The sequence below is a fragment of the Rubripirellula lacrimiformis genome (genome assembly GCF_007741535.1).
In the GTDB taxonomy this organism is placed as follows: Bacteria; Planctomycetota; Planctomycetia; order Pirellulales; family Pirellulaceae; genus Rubripirellula; species Rubripirellula lacrimiformis.
The window spans coordinates 1,568,863-1,587,859 of the sequence record NZ_CP036525.1; the positions used below are offsets into that span (position 1 = coordinate 1,568,863).

General features: G+C 58.2%; 11 protein-coding genes. 5 read left to right on the top strand and 6 right to left on the bottom strand.

Going from position 1 to position 18,997, the window contains the following annotated elements:
* Positions 1–177 precede the first annotated feature (177 nt).
* Entirely contained in the window at positions 178–750 is a 573-nt protein-coding gene (gene thpR, locus K227x_RS05490) for an RNA 2',3'-cyclic phosphodiesterase (protein ID WP_145168597.1), read from the bottom strand.
* Between the two features lie 79 nt (positions 751–829).
* On the opposite strand from thpR, the gene K227x_RS05495 reads away from it, so the two are divergent.
* Complete coding sequence (locus K227x_RS05495; RefSeq protein WP_218933787.1) at positions 830–1,813, top strand: YheT family hydrolase; 984 nt, start codon at positions 830–832, stop codon at positions 1,811–1,813.
* 3 nt (positions 1,814–1,816) lie between these two features.
* On the opposite strand, the gene K227x_RS05500 is transcribed toward K227x_RS05495, so the two are convergent.
* The gene (locus K227x_RS05500; protein ID WP_145168599.1) at positions 1,817–2,179 is read right to left on the bottom strand and encodes a 2Fe-2S iron-sulfur cluster-binding protein; all 363 of its coding nucleotides are present in this window, start codon (positions 2,177–2,179) and stop codon (positions 1,817–1,819) included.
* A 255-nt stretch (positions 2,180–2,434) separates the two neighbouring features.
* On the opposite strand from K227x_RS05500, the gene K227x_RS05505 reads away from it, so the two are divergent.
* The 4 genes from K227x_RS05505 to K227x_RS05520 all read left to right on the top strand — a co-directional run bounded on the left by K227x_RS05505 (position 2,435) and on the right by K227x_RS05520 (position 10,826).
* Positions 2,435–5,773 carry a DEAD/DEAH box helicase gene (locus K227x_RS05505; protein WP_246146563.1) on the top strand — a complete coding sequence of 1,113 codons (3,339 nt, stop codon included), beginning with the start codon at positions 2,435–2,437 and terminating at the stop codon, positions 5,771–5,773.
* 215 nt (positions 5,774–5,988) lie between these two features.
* The gene (locus K227x_RS05510; RefSeq protein WP_145168601.1) at positions 5,989–8,082 is read left to right on the top strand and encodes an RNA polymerase sigma factor; all 2,094 of its coding nucleotides are present in this window, start codon (positions 5,989–5,991) and stop codon (positions 8,080–8,082) included.
* Positions 8,083–8,259: 177 nt separating this feature from the next.
* The gene (locus K227x_RS05515) at positions 8,260–10,419 is read left to right on the top strand and encodes a hypothetical protein (RefSeq protein WP_449314269.1); all 2,160 of its coding nucleotides are present in this window, start codon (positions 8,260–8,262) and stop codon (positions 10,417–10,419) included.
* Positions 10,416–10,826: a hypothetical protein gene (locus K227x_RS05520; RefSeq protein WP_145168603.1), complete on the top strand. Its 411-nt coding sequence runs from the start codon at positions 10,416–10,418 to the stop codon at positions 10,824–10,826. The genes K227x_RS05515 and K227x_RS05520 overlap by 4 nt, the downstream gene beginning before the upstream one ends.
* 345 nt (positions 10,827–11,171) lie before the next feature.
* Here K227x_RS05520 and K227x_RS05525 read toward each other — a convergent pair whose 3' ends face one another.
* The 4 genes from K227x_RS05525 to K227x_RS05540 all read right to left on the bottom strand — a co-directional run bounded on the left by K227x_RS05525 (position 11,172) and on the right by K227x_RS05540 (position 18,954).
* Complete coding sequence (locus tag K227x_RS05525) at positions 11,172–12,164, bottom strand: SGNH/GDSL hydrolase family protein (protein WP_145168604.1); 993 nt, start codon at positions 12,162–12,164, stop codon at positions 11,172–11,174.
* 182 nt (positions 12,165–12,346) lie between these two features.
* Positions 12,347–14,074: a glycosyltransferase family 2 protein gene (locus K227x_RS05530; protein ID WP_145168605.1), complete on the bottom strand. Its 1,728-nt coding sequence runs from the start codon at positions 14,072–14,074 to the stop codon at positions 12,347–12,349.
* A complete protein-coding gene (locus tag K227x_RS05535) occupies positions 14,071–14,283 on the bottom strand; it encodes a hypothetical protein (RefSeq protein WP_145168606.1) in 213 nt (70 codons plus the stop codon). Before K227x_RS05535 ends, K227x_RS05530 begins: the two co-directional genes overlap by 4 nt.
* Before the next feature lie 156 nt (positions 14,284–14,439).
* Entirely contained in the window at positions 14,440–18,954 is a 4,515-nt protein-coding gene (locus tag K227x_RS05540) for a bifunctional serine/threonine-protein kinase/formylglycine-generating enzyme family protein (protein WP_145168607.1), read from the bottom strand.
* Between the last annotated feature and the right edge of the window lie 43 nt (positions 18,955–18,997).

Sequence of the window (18,997 nt, forward strand, 5' to 3'; positions counted from 1 at the left end):
CGGGGCTATCGCCCAAACGGCTCACACTCAGATTTGTGAGCCGCGACGCGTGAGCGGCCGGGAATCCCCGTGAATGCCCATTGCCTCACGGCCAACGGCTTACCATTGCCGTTGAAAGTTCGACTGACTCAACAAACCGTTGACGACGTCCGCTACGAAAGCTGCCCGGGGATACTGCTAGCCGAGGTCGATCGTGTCCAGGACGTGATAGCTGGGGCCTTTCTTGTCCAGAAAACTGCCGATCAAGTGGACTTCGTCGATTCCCATCATGCCCAATTGGGTCGTTTCATGATCGCGGATACGCTGGACGACCGCCTCGCTAGCCCGACGGCTGCCGCCTTTGGTGCGTCCCAGGGTAAGGTGGGGGACGTAGTCGCGTGGTTCGCGTTTGAATCCCAATTCGGCCAGGTCCAGTTCCAAGGTTTCGACGATTTTGGTCAGCGATCCGCTGGGGTCTTCGATGCCGCTGACGATCGCACGTGGACGATCCATCGATGGCAGAGCGGTGGTCCCACCAAAATGCAAGTCGAATGGCTCGAATTCCTCGACCACGCCTCGGATGGCGTCGCAAATGCGTGGGACTTCCACATTTTCCACTTCACCGAGAAACTTAAGCGTCAGGTGAAGATTGTCGGTGGGCACCCACTTGATCCCGTCGTCGGGTTCTTTGAGCCGACCGATCAATCGGATAGCAGCTTTGGAAACTTCGCGGTTAAGCGGGATGGCGATAAATGAACGTATGGTTTGCATGGTGATGATCGTACACAAAAATCAGTCAACTTTTGATCCGCCATCCTTTCGTCCGCACCGATTTTTTCGAGGCGGGCATTTGCAGACGATCGCTACGATCGGGCGCGATCCAAGTATTCAGTTAACGCCGACGGCGATCCGGGTTTCGGTTTCCGATGGCGACTGGATCGTCTTGCACGAGGATCTGCCGGTGGTGGATCCCTCGAAAAACGATCTGCCGCAGGCGGCGACCGACGGACAGCCATCGGTATTGTTGGTGCACGGGCTGACCGGATGCCATCAAGCCCCGTACATGATCCGATTAGCCGATCGGTACACCCGGATGGGGATGCGAGTGTTCCGGATGGACATGCGTGGGTTTGGTTCGGCGGTTGATTGGAGCGCAAATTTATCGCATGCCGGCCGCAGCGACGATTGTCGGGCGGCGCTCGATGCGATCGCCCAACGTGTGACCGGCGGGCCGATGTACGCCGTCGGGGTGTCGCTGGGGGCCGGACAATTGCTTCGCATGGCGGGCCGAATCGGGGCGGGACTGGATTCGCGTCCGGATTGGGGCGATCGGTTTGCCGGGCTGGCCGCGGTTTCGCCTCCCTTGGATCTAGCGCGATGCAGCCAGAACATGCAGCGATGGTCGCGGCGAATCTACAACCGATACTTCATCCGGTCGTTGCTAGCACGGATACCGCCGGGAGTCCGCCGGCGTGAGGATTTTGCCCTCTGCAACGCTGGCCGCCGCCCACGAACCCTGCGGGAACTGGACGATCGCTTCACCGCTCCGCTGAGCGGATTCAGCGGTGTGGACGACTACTATGCCCAGTCATCTTCGCTGGGCGTGGTCGGGCGGATCGAGGTGCCAACCCTGGTTTTGACGGCCGCCGATGATCCCATCGTGCCGGTGGAATGTTTCACCGATGACCTTGGCATTTGGTCGCCGTCGACGCAATTGATCGTCACCCCACGTGGCGGACACGTGGGGTTCATTGATCAAGGCGGATCCAGTTGGATGGACGATGTGCTGGCCGGGTGGCTTGGTCACCTAAACGCAGGCAAAGTGTCCGGCTAAGTGTTACTTAGTGGTCCAAACCGGGGTGGGTTCGATCTCGTCGGCGACGGGGGACCCCATATCGGCTCGGCCGCTGCCTTCCAGTCGGCTGATGATTTCGACGGTCATGTCGCTATCGCAGGTCAATTGGCAGCTCAGGCGAACACCCGGATCGCTGATTTCACGAACTCGCAACGTTTCTTTTTCGGCTTCGGTGATCTTGTCCGGTTCGCCTTCGACAAACTTGACTCGGCACGATGTGCAGCGAGAGTGACCTCCGCAGGCGTGCAGTTGATCGGTGCCGGCGTCTTCGGTCAGAGCTTTGACGAGCCGCTTTCCGGCGGGAACATCGAACGATCCGATACCTTGAACAGTCAGTTTGGGCATGAATGAATTCCTGTGGGGGAGTACTAAGGGAAGCTATTTCGGTTTCCCATCCTAGCGACGAATTGAAAAGGGCAAAGTGCCATCGAGGTTCGCATCGGACAGTGGTAGACTAGCGAATTGGCCCCGAACGCTAGCGTTCACTTCGGGCAAAATTTCCCGCAATCGACGCTCCCGACTTCGCAGGGGGGGTGATCGTTTCTGCGGTCATGACGACAAAATAGTTTTCTCACGGTGGAATTTCACGGTATGGATTTGATGTCCGACGACGCGATCAGTGCCTTCGGTTTGTTGGTGACTGAAGCGATCGAAAACCTCGTCGATTCGCACGATGGATCCTTGGACAAACGTGCCGCGATGCTGACGGTGGATTCGCCGACGTTTAGCAAAGACGGCGGGCAAATGGTTTTTGCCTTCAAGGTCAGTGGCAATCGCCAACCCCCGGTGGCCGCTTCGATCGAGATTCAGCGGCAAGGTGCTGAAGAAGACGATCAAGAATTTGATTTTTCGCCGCTCGGCACGGCGCTCGACGCCCTGCCCCGCTGTCAATGCGATGGATTCAAAGCCGACCGGCACTGTTCTCACACGCTGGCGATTGCTTGGTGGCTGCAGGAGCAGATGGCTCGCCGCAGTGTGGCGGATGTGTTTGAATTCTTGGGCGAATTGGAAGTCGATTCCGAGGCTGCTGGCCGCGAATTGGTCGGCGAATTGATGAAGATCGCCCGCGAGTCGGCGGTGACCGACCAGGGCAGCGAGGCGACGCGAATTCAGTGGCGGATCGGTCTGCCACAATCGCGTTACTATTGCCCGATCTCGATCACGCCCTACGAACAGCGGCCCAGGAAGAACGGAAAGGGATGGACCAAGGGTAAGGAAACCCGCAGCTATGACCTGCTTCGCCGTGATTTCTCCGGTGATCCGATCGATGGCCGCGTCACCGCCCTGGTTGCCAAACCTAGCTATTCGTTCGAAGAAGACCACTTTGGCGAATTTCGTGCTCTGCAAACCTTGGTCGGACACGACAGCGTTGCCTGGGACGATGGCGATGCGATGGCGGTCGCCGTCATGTCGGCCGAACTGTCGTTGACCCTAGACCCCGTCGAAATCGAAGACGACGGCGATGACGACAACGAAGCGCCAACAGAAAAAAAGACCAAGTTTCGCCCCAAACTGGTCGTGTCGGGGATCAAGATCGACCCCGAGGAATGTCAGGTGGTCTTTGGACATGCCAGCCCGGTCGATCCGATCGTTGTCCTGGCGGACCAGAAATACAACCGGTTGGTGATCTGTACGCTGCGGGACCCTCGCGCGACCCGTTTGATTCAGTTTCTGCTGCGTGCCGATTTTTCGGAAACCCTGCTGGACGCCGAAGAGGCCGCCAAGTTTTCCGTCGGCAGCACGGTGGTCGATTCGTTGGTGCGAGTCGAATTGCCGCCGCAATTGGCCGGACCGATCGTTCCTGTCCACGCCGAACTGGTCCTGGAACTGCGTCCCCGTCCGGGCGCCGGACTGTGTTTGGCGCTGGCGATGTACGAGCCGCGTTTCCGCGAACTGGCCGTGCCGGGCAACCCGCCCGCCATCGTGTCCTGTTTGACCGAAGAAGGCCCCGTGCGGCTGGAACGGGATCTGGTCATGGAGAAACAGTCGGCCGACGCGGTGGTCGAACACTTTGAATTGAATCTGTTGTCCAGCGATGGCAACTATCGATGGGTCGCCACATCGGACGAAGCCGCCCTGGATCTGTTGGCATCGTTGTACCAAGGCGGCGAATTGACGCCGCGACTGATTTGGCCCGAAGGCGAATCGATCCGCGTCCGTGGCGAGATCACTCCGTCGGCGCTGCGAGTCCAGATCGACGACCGTCGTGACTGGTTCGGCCTGACCGGATCGGTCCAGTTGGATGGACGCGAAGTGCCGTTGGCTGAATTGTTGGCCGCCGTGCGAGACAACCGATCGTTGGTCCAAGTCGGCGATCGCGAATTCGCCAAAATCAGCGAAGCATTCCGCAAACGGTTGCAACAGTTGGGCGACACGGTCGTGGCCGAACGCGGTGCACTGAAGGTTGCCGATGCGGCCGTGCCGGCCGTCCAAGAATTGATCGGCGACGATGTGCCGATCGAAGCGACCGCGCGATGGCACGATTCGATTCGCCGGCTAGAGTCGTTGTCGGATTGGACTCCGGAAAAGCCCGTCGGATTGGACGCAACGCTGCGTGATTATCAATTGGAAGGTTATCAGTGGTTGGCACGGTTGGCGTCTTGGGGCGTCGGTGGTGTGCTGGCCGATGACATGGGGTTGGGGAAAACGGTCCAAACCTTGGGCGTGCTGTTGGACCGCGGTCCAGGCGGGCCGGCGTTGGTTGTTGCCCCGACCAGTGTGGGGGACAACTGGGTTCGCGAAACCGAGCGATTTTCGCCCGATTTGACGGCCCATCTGTATCGTGACAGCGACCGTGACAAACTGATCGAAGCGGCCACCGAAAACGATCTGATCGTTGTCAGTTACCAGTTGTTGCAGCGGGATGCCAAACGTTTTGCCAAACGAAGCTGGCACACGTTGGTGTTGGATGAGGCTCAGTTCATCAAAAACTCGCAAACCAAGACCTCGCAAGCGGTCCGGATGATCGACGCCGATTGGCGAATCGGATTGTCGGGAACCCCGCTGGAAAATCACCTCGGTGAATTGTGGAGTCTGTTTCGGACGCTTAGCCCCGGATTGTTGGGGTCTTGGGACCGGTTCCGCAACCGATTCGCCGATCCGATTGAACGGCACAAAGATGACGAACGACGATTGTCATTGTCGCGGTTGGTTCGTCCATTCATCCTGCGTCGGACCAAGAACACGGTGTTGACGGAATTGCCGCCACGCACCGAAGTCACGTTGCAAGCCGAATTGAGCAAGCCCGAACGGCGCTTGTACGAAGACGCTCGCGTGGCCGCCTTGGCCGAACTGAGCAACACCGGTGGCGAAGATGGCCAAGCCGGTCAGCAACGCATTCGTACCTTGGCATGGCTGACTCGACTGCGGCAACTTTCCTGTCACCCGCGCTTGGTCGATAAAACCTGGAAGAAGGGGTCTGCCAAATTGGACCTGTTCACGACGCTGGTGGACGAACTTCGCGAAGGCGATCACCGCGCCCTCGTGTTCAGCCAATTCGTCAAACACTTGGGATTGGTCCGCGATGCGCTCGACGAACGGGGCATCACGTATCAATACCTCGATGGCGCCACGCCGGCCAAGGAACGACAACGACGTGTCGATGCGTTCCAAAATGGTGAGGGGGATCTGTTCCTGATTTCGCTGAAAGCCGGTGGTACCGGATTGAACCTGACCGCGGCCGACTATGTCATCCACTTGGATCCATGGTGGAACCCCGCGGTGGAAGATCAGGCAACCGACCGTGCTCACCGTATCGGTCAAGAACGCCCGGTCACCGTGTACCGTTTGGTCGCCGAAAATACGATCGAAGAACAGATCCTGGAACTGCACGCGGACAAGCGAGAGTTGGTGGCCGGAGTCCTGGATGGGACCGACCACGCAGCCCGTATGGAAACCAAGGAACTGATCGAACTGATCCGCGAAGGCGTGTCAGGCTGATCGGCAAGATGATTGTGCGTTTTGTTTGTAGTACCGGCTGTAGCCGGAGTTTGTTGGCTGCCTGTGCTCGATTCGCCAGCCCGACACCGCCTAAAGGCGGTACTACGAACGGAGCGAAATAGGGTTAAGGCAATCGGCGGCTTCGTCTAATTTGACTTTTTCGGTTCTTTCAGCGCGCACCTCGGGTCGTTCATCGCACTACCGTAGTAGATGCCATGAATACCGAACCAATCACTCTACTGCCGCAAACGCCCACCGCCGAAATGGATCTTTCGTCGTTGACCGATGGCGATTTGCTGGACGCCTGGATCCGCGACCAGCATGCCGCCGCGCTGACCGAAATCATCCGTCGCTATGGGCGGATGGTGCTATCGGTTTGTCGCCGCCGCTGTATCTGCGATGCGGACGCCGACGATGCATTCCAGGCGACGTTTCTGTACCTGGCCAAAAATGCCAGTTCCATCCGTCTGGCCGCGGCACTGCCCGGTTGGCTGCAACGAGTGGCCCAGCGTTCGGCATCGGCCACGCTGCCCTGTCCGTACAAGGTCATCACCCCGATGTCAGGAACCAGTCAGTCCGACGTGGATCCCCCCAGTCGTGACGAAGATCCGATGGTCAAGCTGTCACGGCGACACGATGCCATCGCCTTGGACGAAGAAATGGCCGATCTGCCGGCCCGCTATCGTTCGGCATTGGTGCTGCATATCTATCAAGGCAAGTCGCTAGAACAGTCGGCGGCCTTGTTGCAGACCACCGTGGGGGCCGTGCGAGGATACGTCCAGCGTGGCAAGAAGATGCTAGGCGTGCGGCTTCGTCGACGCGGCATCGTGCCCGCGGTTGCGATCGCTTCGGCCGCCTCGTGGACGATTTCAGATGCCGCCCTGGCTGCTGCGTCCGCGCCGTTTGTCGATTTGGATCCATCACAGAAATTGCCGGATTCACCTGTCGACTCGGCGACCCTGGATTCTCTTCTCTCGACCTCTCCTCTCGCTAAAGGGTTCACTTCGATGTCCTACGCAATAGCCTCGATCGGCTTGTTAATCGCTGTTTTGATAGGCGGTGCTGTCCCGCTGATGGGCGATCAGGACGACACTGCCGCAGATGGTTCCACTGTCGTTTCGATTCCTCCCTCCGATACCGGTCAGCAACCGTTGGCCCAGTTTGACGCTGCAGCCGTGACGGAAGAATCATCCGGCGGAACCATGGGGGCTGAATCGGCCGGCATGGGCTTTAGCGGTGGAGGTATGGAGATCGGTGGTGGTGAAAACACGCCGGCTGCTGCACCCACGACTGCACAGGCCGGTGACGGCTACCGCTGGAAGACGCAGTACCAAGTTCCCAAGGCCGAAAGTCGATTGGCGCAGCGTTGGCGTGATGCGTTGGACAAAGAGGTCACTTTGGATACCGAGACGACATTGGACCAGTTGCCGATGCGGTTGCAGGAACAAACCGGACTGCCCGTCCGGCTTGACCGCCGCGCGATCGCATTCGCAAAGTTGAACGCCGATGAGGTCAAGCTATCGGTCAGCGGCAAGGCGATTCCGCTGCGTTCGATCCTGCGAAATGCACTGAACCCGGTGGGCTTGAAAGTGATGGTCGAAGACGACTCGCTAGTGGTCACCGCCGATACCTTAGAACTCGCTCGCCAAGGAATCGGGGTTCATCAGTGGGTGAACGTCGACAACGAAGCGATGGACAAGACCATGGCGGCACTCGCCAAGAAAGTCAGCGTCAACTTCGTCGAAACTCCGCTAGAAGAGGCCGTAAAATCGATCAGTGATCAGGTCGGATTGCCGATCATGATCGATCACCGTGCTTTGGATGAGATCGGCCTGACTGGACAAGAGCCGGTGACCTTGGCGGTTGAAGAACAAACGGCATCCGCCGCCCTGCGTTTGATCCTGGACGATCAGGATTTGACGATCATGGGGACGTCGAGCTACCCGATGATCACGACCGAAGAAACTGCTGAGCAACGTTTGCTGTCGCGTGTCTATTGGCTCGAGGGCATCGGCGGATCGGAGGACGACTTTGATACGGTCATCGACCTAGTCCAAACCATCATCACGCCGGATACATGGGACCTGCTTGGTGGCCCGTCGACGATGAAAGAATTTGCCGGTACTCGCCCTGCGATTGTTGTCTCGACCACTTATAGGCAGCATCAGCAGATCGAAAAGCTGTTGGATGTGTTTCGCGCACACCATCTGGGCCCCAATCCGGTCGCAACTCCCATCCGAGTTCCAGATCCATACCAATCGATGTCAGGCGGCGGAGGTGGCGGCGGTGGCGGCGGTGGTTTTTTCTAAGCCGCGTACGCGGACCCTCGACCGATAGATCTTTCGTTATGCTAAGCAGGTCGTCAGGAACCATTCCTGGCAATCATTCAACTGCACCGCACATGCGGTTGTGACTGCGAACGCCTAGACGAGATGCCAGCGATGTCCAACGCATTCCCATCCCCCACGATTCTGATGCTAGGGGTGATGACGGTGCTGTCAACGACGTTTTCAGTCGCTCGCGGTGCGGGGGGCGATCGAGCCCGCAGCGACGGGGATGCCCGATACCTGCACCACATCGACCTGTACGACATCAACAATCGCAAGATCACCAGCGAATCGACCCTGCCCTATTCGCCTCTGAATACCTGTGGTCGTTGCCACGATTACCAGTCGATTTCGCACGGTTGGCACTTCAACGCATTCGACGTTTCCGCTCTGCCGGGCCGCGACGGTGAACCGTGGATCTGGACCGACGCCCGCACGGGGACTCAGCTGCCGCTGACCTATCGCGATTGGTCCCATTCGTTTGACCCACGCGACGTCGGGATTTCGGCCTGGGCGATGACCCATAAATTTGGTGGCCGACTTCCGGGCGGCGGAGTTGGCGAAGCGGAGCGGCAACTGGCTTCTGCGCAACCGCCCTCCACTGCTGCCGACGACGCAGACGACGCTTCCGCGCAGCCAACCGATACGGCGGCCACGATCGGTGATCGCTGGGCATTTTCGGGGGCCTTGGAAATTGATTGTCTGGCCTGTCATGCCATGCCCGGCGTGTACGACATCAGTGCTCGCCGTGCACAAATCGAAGACGAAAACTTTGCGTGGGCACCGACCGCCGCGCTGCGTTTGGGCGAAATAAAAGGATCTGTATCGCGGATCAAAGATGGATCGGACCCCGACGACGAAGCCATCCAATCCAAGCTGCCCGTGGTCACCTACGACCCACGCAACTTTGCCATGGACGGGACGGTGTTTGTTGATCTGGTTCGTCAGCCAACATCCAACGCCTGTTATCAATGCCACAGTCAACGGACGGTGGGGGACGACGGGATCGAGCAACGTTGGATCCATGACGAAGACGTCCACCTGCGTGCAGGGATGGACTGTGCCGATTGTCACCGCAACGGAATCGACCACGACATCAGCCGCGGATTCGTGGGCCAAGATCACTCGCAGCCCTGGGCAATCCAGACGCTGTCCTGCCAAGGCTGTCACTTGGGGGCCCCGGAATCCGAACTGGAATCGAAATCCGAACTGGATTCGGACTTCGCTGGCACGGCGTTGATGCGATCCGGGCGACTGGGGGCACCGAAACCGTTGCACGAAGGGTTGCCACCGATTCACTTCGAAAAACTCGCCTGCACAGCCTGTCACAGTGGACCGGCGACGCGTGAAGAAGCCGTTCGGATGATGACCTCGCTGGCTCACGGGCTGGGTGAAAAAGGACATCGCACGGGAAGCGAACTGCCAGCCATCGTCGGCAACGTGTTCACTCGCCGGGATGACGGGCGAGTCTATCCGCACAAAGCGATGTGGCCTGCCTACTGGGGAACCCTGCAGGAAGACCAGTCGATCGTGCCGCTGAATCCCGAAGATGTCTATCAATGGACTCGCAAGTCGCTGCGTGTGCGAAGCGACTTTGTCGAAGAAATCCTGCAGCCCAAGTTAAAGTCGTCTGAGTTGACCGAGTTGTTGGGCGCCGATCGAGCGAAGGTAAAGCCCGATCAGTGGGACGAGGACGAACAAGCCAAGGTGCAGCAGCGGCAGGCCGAATTGGGGGAAGCCGAGTTTCAAGAGAAGGTTGCCACGGCCTTGATGGCCATCGAGTCCGAGCTAAGCGAAAAGCCCGCCGCGGCCGAATCCGGCCCTGTCACGGTCGTCTACGTTTCCAGCGGCCGTGTCTACGCTCTGGAATCCGAGGCAGCTGAAAAGGGATCGGATGATGCGGATGATGCGGCTGATGAGAAGGGCCCACCGAAGCTGCGCCAGTTGGATGATGTCGATGACGCATCGACGGGAATGGTTGCTTGGCCGATGGCTCACAACGTGCGGCCAGCCGGTTGGTCCTTGGGGACCCAGGGCTGTACCGAATGTCATTCCGACGGCGGGATGATTTTTGCTTCGACCGTCACCGCAATCGGCCCCGTCGCCGGTGACGGGACCAAGATCACGATGGCGTCGCTGCAAGGAGTGGATCCGGTGCAACGGCAAGCTTGGAACCAAATGTTCGGTGGTCGCAAGACGTTCAAGTACTTCGTTGCCGGGTCGTTGGCGACCCTGTTGGCCGTCATCATCGTCGGGCTGGGGATGCTTGGCAGTCGTTTGTTCTATCGGCAACCCACCAGCGGAGGACCCCAGGCATGATGCTGTTACTGAATCGAATTTTGGCTTTGGCTCTATTGGTGATCGTCGTCGTGCTGACCCTGACGGCGCTGCCATCACTGGGCGGGCATCCGTTGGGCGCAGAAGTGTTGCTGGCGCACATGGCGGCCAGCGGCGCGATGGTGTTCGTCTTGCCCGCCTATGCCGTGGTGGGATTGATCGGCATGGCCCAGCACCCATCGTCCAATCGACTGCGGTCCTTTGGTTTTTGGGGGTTGGTCGTCACCGGCCTGTTGACCATCGCGACCGTGTTTGTCTGCATGTTGCCATTCCCATCGACCGACCAAATGCACCAGTTGATCTTCTGGCACTCATTGGCCGGCTATTCGATGGCCGTGGTAGCAGTCGTCTGGGTAACCGGCTGGTTCACCAAAACCCGTACGGTTTAAATGTGCGAAACGGACGCGTCGTACCCGTGATTCGCTGGACGTTCGGCCAATGCCGCCTACTTTGTCACCGTGACAGGTAGTTGGCTCGATCAGTTGATCGCTTGTTCAAGTTTGATTTTTCCAGCCACGTAGTGGCGACAGCCTTTTGCCGGCGGCCCCCGGCCCCCGGTGTCTGCAGACACTGGTCTTTTTCCCTGCCTAGATCGCCGCCAACGGCGGCGATCTAGGCAGGGGAAAAAGGATGCGTTTCTATCGAGTGGCTCCGGTGGCCACCGGCAAAAGGCTGTCGCTGCTTCGCAGCTAGGGATCCGGCGTTGGCCCGTGTGCTCACGTGCCGCGGCTCACTCAATCAACAACCCGCTGATGCATCGACGTCAGCCGCGACCTTTGCTGCACGATCGCGTTCAAAAAGACGCGGCGGATCGCATCGTAGCCGCGGTCGTTTGGGTCTTCGATATTGCTATAGAACCAATAATGCGGGTCGTCGGCGTCGTAGTTCGATCGCCAGAATTGGCGACAGTGGGATCCGTGTCCCAGGAATGTCTGGTGCAGCCCAACGACGTGAACATGATCGTGTCGGTCGGCAACTTCGCGAATGACATCGTTGTACTTGGCATGGATGTCCAATCCGTCCGGCCATGGCGGCAAGAAAATGCTGGGGGCATCACCGACGCCATCGGTCGGGTCATAGATATCAGCCAGAAAGATCTCGCATCCGGCCGGAAACTTTTCGGTGATACCAACCATCATCGTTTCCAGCCGTGTGCGGAAACTTTTGATCCAAGACTCGGCCTGCTCGGTTGTCGCCCCGTACATGGCACCTTCCGCAGGCGGCCGGCGACCATAGCTGTGGATCAGGTCATTGCCACCGGTGGTCATCACGACCAATCCGAAAGTGTCGCCGGAGTGTGTGGGCAATTGGTTGGCGATCACGTCGGCGTGGTCCAGAGATGTGGATCCCGAGACGGCAAAGTTTTCAGCACTCAGGTTAGGCAGGACTGACGACAACGATTTGCCGACCATGTCCTGATATTCGTCCGGCGGATTGGTACGCAGCCGCTGAAAGAACGTGTGGCTGGTGTTCTTAGCGCCCAGGCCTCTTGTGATGCTGTCGCCAATCCCGACCAGTTTTATCGAACGCTCGGTCCACGGGGCATCGAATTCAGCGGCATCGACGCTGGGGCCGGCCGGGCCCGAGCCGATCGGGCGACGAAAGGTCAGTTCGATATAGACCGGCACGCCGACGATGAACATCACGCCGGCTAGCAGCATCAGTCGCCGACGCAGACTCGGTCGGGGTTTCTTGACTGTCGGTGCATCGGATTCTAAATCAGGCATCACGCTGGCCAACAAACGGGGCAATCGAAACAAAGTGCCGTACGGATCGTCGACGTCCAGTTTAGCCCAGACGGCGGTGGGTTTCCGTCAGACCGACCGAGTACAAAGAGACCGCTGCGTTTTAGCGAAACCCTGTTCGATGCAATCGACGTCGCCAGATGCCGCGTGTTCGTTCACGCTCGCTAAAACGAAAGGGGAACAGTGATTCCGGACGCGTCGCCTAGGGCGCCGAAGGACCGGGGCGAGAATCGTGTGGAACGATACCGCATCAAACGTCGGCGCACTTCGGCGTGCGATTCATGATTGGCGATGCTGCCGAAACCCGAATCGCTGTGCTGGGTTGCTGATTCGCGGTGGCAGCGGTACCGGACCAGAACTTCGTTGGAAACGATGATCGACGCACCGCCGTAGTGGGCGCGCAATTGAAAATCCGTATCGACGCCAGTTCGATTCCGTTTCCCTTCGCCAAAATCACCGTAACCGCCCAGTCGACGAAACGCCTCGGTGCGGACCACCAGCGTTGGGTTCTCTAGAAAGTAACCGCTGGCATCGTGGCGAGGATATCGCGATGTGCGCAGGTAGCGTGTTCGGCCTTTCGAATCGGTGTTGGTCTTGTTCGATGCGCCGATGACGATCGTAGGGTCGCCAAACAGTTCGGTGGCGGATCCGACCATGTCGGCTTGCGCCAAAGTCAGCAGTCGACAGCTTTTCGCAATTCGCTCGGGCAGACTGATGTCGTCGGCATCCTGAACGGCGATGAATTCGGCGTCGGAGTTTGCGGCGATGTTATTGAACGTCGCAAAGGGGCCGAGGTTACGAGAGTTTCGATAGAACCGGATGTTGGGATAGTCGCTGAGGCTGCGAAAGAAATCGTTCGTTGATCCTTGGCTATCGTCATCGACCAGATGGATGGTGATTTCGGCACCAGTTTGACGCAGCAGGCCAACCACCGATTCAGTGACATAGTCCAGCGAATCACGAAACGGCAGCACGACGTCGCAGCGATGACGAGGCTGCAGCTGGGGAACCGCATTGCGATGGATGGTGGCAAGTTGGGGGCCATCGCTGTCGCGAAGTCCCAAACTGGTCCGGTCCGTACTCTTTTCGCCCGGATCCATCACTCGATCCTCGGCCGAAAATCGAGCGATCAGTTCCAGGTCGGCGCGAGGGTGGTAGCGGTCCAGCCCGCCGCTTTCCAACAGCGAGAATCTGCGGACGACCACGCAGCATTCGTCTTCGGTCGTTTCCGTCAGCAGTTCGCCGCCATGTTCCTGCATCCGCGAAATGAGTGCCGTCAAATCGCGTGGGTAGCGGCCGGTCAGGGTATCCGCAAAGGCGACGTAGTTGCACTTCAACGAAGGCAGCAGCTGGTCGATCTGTTGCCAGGGCGCGGCGGAGGTTTCGGCCGGATGCTGTTTCACCCGCCAATGATGATCGAAGTCAGAGAGCCGATCGAGCGTGGCGCTCGGGCCCACCAAGTGGATCCAAGACTGCACGTCGGATTGATCGAGGATGCCGTGGACCGTGGCTGCGATGTCAGCATTCGAATCTTGCTGGCTGCAGACTAGGATGACGTCGCAGGTCATCGTCGTTGGGACAACGCGGTCGAAGCCTTCGTTTTCGATTGCCTTGGCGGCCCAGTGCTTTAGCAGTCCCGCCGGTTGGTTGGTTTCGGCGGTTGGGAAGTCGATTTCGCATGCGGATAGGACAAGCGAAGCGATGACCGGGTTGGACTCGGGGGCAGAAAGTGGTGACCGACGGACGCAGATCTCACAGGCGGATTGATCCACCTGGCATGCAGCCGCCGATGCACCGGTCAACCGGCGAACGAAGTCGCAGGTCGCTGATTCCGATTGCCCGTGTCGACGAACGTCGATTCGAAACGGGCATCTTTCGACGGCATTGTTCAAGCCAGGGCCGGTTCAACACACGGGGTGGCGCGTAGTTGGCCTTTGAACTTTCCAGCGACGCTAGGACACTCTCCCGCGACCCCGCCATTTTCTGCACGCAAAAACTTCAGTTCCCAACCACTGCCATCGTATTCCCAGATCGCAGTCCCCATTGGGGCGGCGCGATTTCCGCTACTGCCCAGAATGATCTCTCGGTTTGTATCCCACATCGGTCGGCCTCGTTGAATGAAATGAAAATCGTGTCATGGCCCCTGCTTGGGTGATGGTACGCTGGCCGGATGGGCGGTGCAACGTTCATGACAGAGCTTCTGCGAATATCAGCCACGGTTTTTTGTCGTGGCGACCACACAACCGATCGGCCGTGTCTAAGGAATTGACCGGGCAACACGGAAACCGATCGAGTAGTAGCGAATCCCGGGGGCCGAGTCACCCTCGCGCAACAACCGCACCACGCGTTCCAAACTCGCGTCCCATTCAGGGCCGCGAAGTCCGAATCCTTTCTGGTCATTGGTCGGGCCGACGCACCATTCGCTGACATTGCCAACCATGTCGAATAGTCCGTTTCGATTTGGTTTTTGGCCGGCGACCACCTGGGCATGTTGTAGGTTCAGATCGTCGACTCGGGCATATTCATTGGCCAGTTCATAATCGTGCCCATAGTCGAAACGAGTCTTGGCGTCACCGAAATAGGCGGTCTCCCATTCGTCTGCGGTCGGCAAACGATAGCCTTTGCGCGAACGGTAGTCGTCGTACAGCAAGACGGTTTCTTGCTCCTCTTTGGTTGGCGGGTGGCATTGATCCTCTTCACCCATCCCTGCTTCGGTCGTTAGCCATCGGCAGTAATCCGCAGCGTCGAACCACCTTGCCTGGATCATCGGGCAATTGGGGTCCGGAGCCATCGTCGGGTTCACATGGTCCGGATGACGCCACAATTTGAACTGTTCCAGCGTGACTTCGGTCATCGAGATTTCGAACGGATGGTCCCCGTTATCGATGCGGATCATGGTCTGCCCCTTCGGATTGATCGACCAACGCAACGATTCATCTTTGGGCTGTTCGGCAATGCGAAGTTCTTGTTCTTTGATCCAATCCCTTGCGGTCTGGCCATCGTCTAATCGCGTCAGCAACCAGCGCGATGTTGAATGTTGTTCTGGATCCGCGGCCGACAGGAAGGTTTCGCGTGCAAGTTTTCTGCAGCGGTTGATGAGGTCAGCATCCGGTAGGTCGATGTTTCCCTTGGGCAGCGATTCGCCTTGATGGTCGGCCGACCAAGCCGAAGTTCCCAGCATTTGCAGGAGCGCCGTCTGCACATGGACGTCGTCCTGTTGATCATACAATTTCAGAATCGCCGCTGGAGAAACACCCATTTTGACCGCCCGGTGAATGATACCGCTGCGTGTGTTGGCGTGATCGCTTTGGCGAAGCAGCGGCAAACAGGGTTCAATGATCCCGAGTCGGCATAGGTAGGCGGCCGCGTTGGATTGGCGGTTGGATGCCGCCTGCCAACTTCGTGGTGTCGAATCTGGATGGATCGGTGTGTCGATCACGGCCCGCATTCGGGGTTCCAGCAAAGTGGCTGAATAGCGATCAACCAGCGGCAGGAAAGATTCGACTTGGTTGGTGTTGGCATCCAAGAAAAGGTCGACCAACGCGTCGCAGTCATCGGCGACCAAATCCTGCAGCATGTTCAGAGATTCTTGTCGCGTTTGACTCGGTTTGTCCTGGCGATAGATTTTCGCTAACTCGGGGACCGCAACATTGCTGGCGCTGGCCAACGCCGAAACCACCGCGTTGTAGTCTCGTGGTTGCTCGATCGCATGACGAATCGACTGTTCAATATAGAAAGTCTGTATCGGCTGCCATCGCTCACGCGACTTAGGACCGATGGGCGGGTCCAAAGTCGCTAGCGCCATTGCCGAACGTAGTCGTTGCAAATCGGGTTGGCTTTCGTCGCCCAGGAATTGCCAAAGCTGTTCGTTGATCTCGGAAAGCTTGGGATTCTGTTGCAACTCACTTCTCAAGAACGACAATTGCTGAATGTCGATCGAACGAATATGGTCTTTCAGTTCGTCAAGTGTTTCTTGATCATCGGGATGATGCCGAAGAAGCGCAGCCCGGGCGTGCAGTCCCTCGTTCGTGTCGACCGGCGAATCCTCGGCGATTCTTTCCAACGCCGGCGTGCTGTAGCGCTGGTAGTCCTGCAGGCTGTTTAGGATCTCCGGTGCATTGGTCGTATCGGCGGTCGCCAATTGTTCGACCAAAGCATTTGCCTTGGCGTTGCCATAGGCTTCAAAACCGACCAGCCCAGCGATCGCCGCTGCCAGACAAAACGCGGTCGATCCGATGGTGTGGCGTCGGGTCGAAACGGCCATCATCCGCTGTTCATTCGCGGTTCGATGCGACTTCGAGGTCAGGAACAAGTACGACATCCATTCCCACCAATTGGGAAGGTTGCGTTTTTCGGGGCGAGAAATCCAAACGTCCGTTTGATTCGATAGCCGTTGGGCTGCGCGTCCCTGGATCGTTTGCTGCTGACGCCGTTCCAGCCAGCGCCGAACTGCTGGCACCAAAAAGTCATGCGTCAGTTGGTAGTAGCGTTCTTTCGATGATTGATCGTCGATCGAGTCGCCTAGCGGGTCGGTCGGTGTGATCAGTCGCAGATCGCCATCAAGGATCGAGATGACTTGGTCAAAGTTGCGCGACTCCGATGAGTGTCCGGTCACCGAACGTAGATCGGATTCGGAACGCATGGCTCCTTTGATGTTCGTCCCTGCCTCGGGCAAGAGGGCCATCAAAATGGACTCCGCCGCACCCAAATGGGCTCGGATCCCGGGGGCTGCTGATTCGCCAAGGGATTCTTCTAGGAATCGAATCCCGACGCCTTCGGTGCCTCCCATTTGGGTCAGCGTTTTGAGGTCCCAATCACGACTCTTCATGATTTCGGCAAAGGTGGCCAACTGAACGGGGACGATTTTTTCTTTCTCTGCCAGCCCGTCGATCGCTTTGTCCAAAAACGCTTTTTGGCTGGACGTCAGATCTTCCAGTCGAGCGGGCAATCGTGAGTAGCCACATCCGTATTCGGCCAAGACTCGCCGTGCATGCCGACGGTCAAACAAATCGACCATCGCTAGGTTGTGTCGTCGCACGAGGTCGATTTCCAACTGGTCGGCCAGTCGGCTAACGCCAATCCAGTAGTCATCGCGGACCAGCAAGATGCACTGCAGATTGTTTCCGTCGCACTGACGAAGCGCCAGCATCAGTTCGGCCCGTTCTTCGTCGCCCCGCGCGTGCAGCCATTGTTCAAACTGGTCCAAAATGATCAGTACTTTTTGGCGATCGGTGTGGGAGTCATCGCGGCGGAGCCACGAAAGACTGGCGACTAGATCCAAGTCCGTCGGCATCTCGGCACAGCGAATTCGCAGCATGCGAAGCAGTTGTTGTTCGGTCCGGTCTCCCGAGCATTCGATCATCACGGTGGTGACTGATCGAACCAGGATCGGCAATAGGCCCGCCTGGACGAACGACGATTTTCCCGATCCTGATGTTCCGTAGATCACACCAACACGGAAACTTTCGGCGGGATCCGTCGATTCGATTCGGCGACGCCAAAACTGGATGCTGTCGGGTACGCCATCGCGGCCGTAGGGGCCTGGCAACAGTTTGTGGAAAAATGCTGCGTCTTCGAATTCAAACGAACGAAGGCCCCGTGGAACGATGCCGACGAATGCGTCGAAGGTCGACGTGGATGATTCGCCCGGGCGAATCTCTGCCCGATCAGGGGTCACGGACGAAAGAGAATCCGTGTTGGACTGGTGCTGGATGAAGTGTTCGAGATCGTTGGCGAAATCCTGCGCGATCAGATAGCGTTCGGTGGCCCGCTTGGACAACAAACGCAGACACATGCGTTCGAGTTCTTTGGGAATGTTTGGATTGCGTTGACGCAGCGGTTTCGGATCGGCATGGCAAATCAGGTCGATGACTTGTTGCGCTTCGCTGGCAACGAAGGGGCGTCTGCCGGTCAAGATTTCGTACATCACCACGCCCAGGCTGTACAGGTCGCTGCGGCCATCCACCAAGTGGCTTTCACCGCGCGCTTGCTCGGGACTCATGTACGAAATCGTGCCGACCCGCCCGACGTATCCTTCCCACCGATCTTCCCGCAGCGCCAAACCGAAATCGTTGACAAAGCACTGTTCATCCCGGTCGATCAATAGGTTTGCCGGTTTGATATCACGATGAACCACGCCGGCGCTGTGGATGCCGGCCAACGTTTCGGTAACCGATTTGATCAATGCGATCGATTCGGTGATCGACAGTGGTGATCGTTTGATCCGTTCGGAAAGCGTTTCCCCGTTGATGTACTTGGTGACGACGTACAGTTGTCCATCGGTGTTGCTGACGTCATAGATCGGCACCACGTTGGGATGGTCCAAACTGGCCAGGGTCCGGGCCTCGGCCATGAATCGGATCACATCAATTTCACGTCGCGACCGGTGCGCGTGGATGACTTTGATGGCGACTTTGCGTTCCAGGCTATTGTCGATCGCCAGGTAGACTCGCGCGAATCCACCAGCCCCCAGTTCTTCGATGATCGTGTATCGGTTGGCGGGGCCGAAGTTCTTCTCTAGCCCGTTGGTCTCGAAACTGGACGACCCATCATTGGCGACCCCATCGGGACCGATGGATCGTGTTTGGGAATGTTGACGCAGCAGATGGTCGCCATCCAGATCGCTATCGGGAGGCGCTTCGGTGTCGGCCGACGTCGCGTTCACTTGCGTTGGTTCTTCGGCATCCGAACCGACGCTCATTTTGGGGCGCTCGCTAAGTCCGGAGACAAAGGACGGGTCGGTGGGATCGGAAGCATCATCGGGTGCAGGCATGATGCGGCTATTGTATCCGAGTTCAAAAGGCTAGATCGCGTGC